This window comes from Thermanaerothrix sp., from assembly GCA_026417795.1.
Lineage (GTDB): Bacteria > Synergistota > Synergistia > Synergistales > Synergistaceae > Thermanaerovibrio.
In genome coordinates this window covers 1-1,036 of sequence record JAOACP010000119.1, presented here as the reverse complement: position 1 = coordinate 1,036, position 1,036 = coordinate 1, and the positions used below count along the sequence as shown (strand labels likewise).

At 55.7% G+C, this 1,036-nt stretch carries 2 protein-coding genes; one reads left to right on the top strand and one right to left on the bottom strand.

Annotated elements, in window-relative coordinates; all coding sequences use genetic code 11:
* Positions 1 to 239: alpha-glucosidase/alpha-galactosidase (locus N2315_09510; GenBank protein MCX7829407.1), on the top strand; the 239-nt coding region annotated here is incomplete at its 5' end.
* Positions 240 to 551: 312 nt separating this feature from the next.
* On the opposite strand, the gene N2315_09505 is transcribed toward N2315_09510, so the two are convergent.
* Positions 552 to 1,036: SDR family oxidoreductase (locus tag N2315_09505; GenBank protein MCX7829406.1), on the bottom strand; the 485-nt coding region annotated here is incomplete at its 5' end.

Sequence of the window (1,036 nt, the reverse complement as noted above, 5' to 3'; positions counted from 1 at the left end):
AACCGATTGAGCCGGCCCTTCCTCGTCGTATCATTACCATGTACCTCATGCCCCGCATTCTGCGGATGGAATGGGCCCTGGAAGCCTTTACCACCGGCGATCGGCGGGTACTGGAGGAAATCCTTATTCGAGACCCCCGGACCCGTTCCTATGAACAGGTGCAGAAAGTCTGGGACGCAATCTTTGCGCTTCCCTTCCACGAAGAACTACGGCAATATTTTCACGTTTCCAAAAAATAGGTTTCTCTTTGAAGGGGCGACCTCTGGGTGCCCCTCGCAGAAGAGGGGTGTTGTCTGGCCTCTGGCTGGTGGCCCCCCTCGCAGAAGGGGGAGCCGCCGGAGAATCCCCCTTTCCCACATATTCACGCCATAAAAAAGTGAGCTACCTTCTGGTCCTCTGGCCGGCGGTGCCCTTCCGCAGGGAAGGAAGGGTAACGGGTGCGCCCTGCGCCCCATCGATACTCGGCGACACAAAGCCGGACCTATATCGTTCCATCCATCAACATAGGGCACCTTCCTTAAAAAAAGACCCGGCATGTGCCGGGCTCTTTTTTATACCCCCGAATAGGCCATGAACCCCCCATCCACAGGAATCACCGCACCGGTTACAAAACCAGAAGCCCCCTCGTCGCAGAGCCAGAGGGCTGCCCCGATGAGGTCTTCCGGCTTACCAAGGCGTCCCATTGGGGTATGGGTAATGATCTTGCCGGTTCGGGTTGTGGGGCTGCCATCGGGATTCCACAGGAGGTGTTTGTTTTGTTCGGTGGAGAAAAATCCGGGGGCAATGGCGTTTACCCGGATTCCCGCGGGGGCAAAATGAACGGCGAGCCATTGCGTCAGGTTATTGATAGCCGCCTTGGCGGCGCAGTAGGCGAGGCCTTTGGTCATTGGGGCAAAGGCCCCCATGGAGGAAATATTGATAATCACCGCCCCTTGTTTCTCTACCATATCTTTAGCAAAGGTTTGTGTAGGCAGCAGGGTTCCGATAAAATTCAGGTTGAAAACAAACTCAACCCCCTTGGGATCCAGATCAAAGA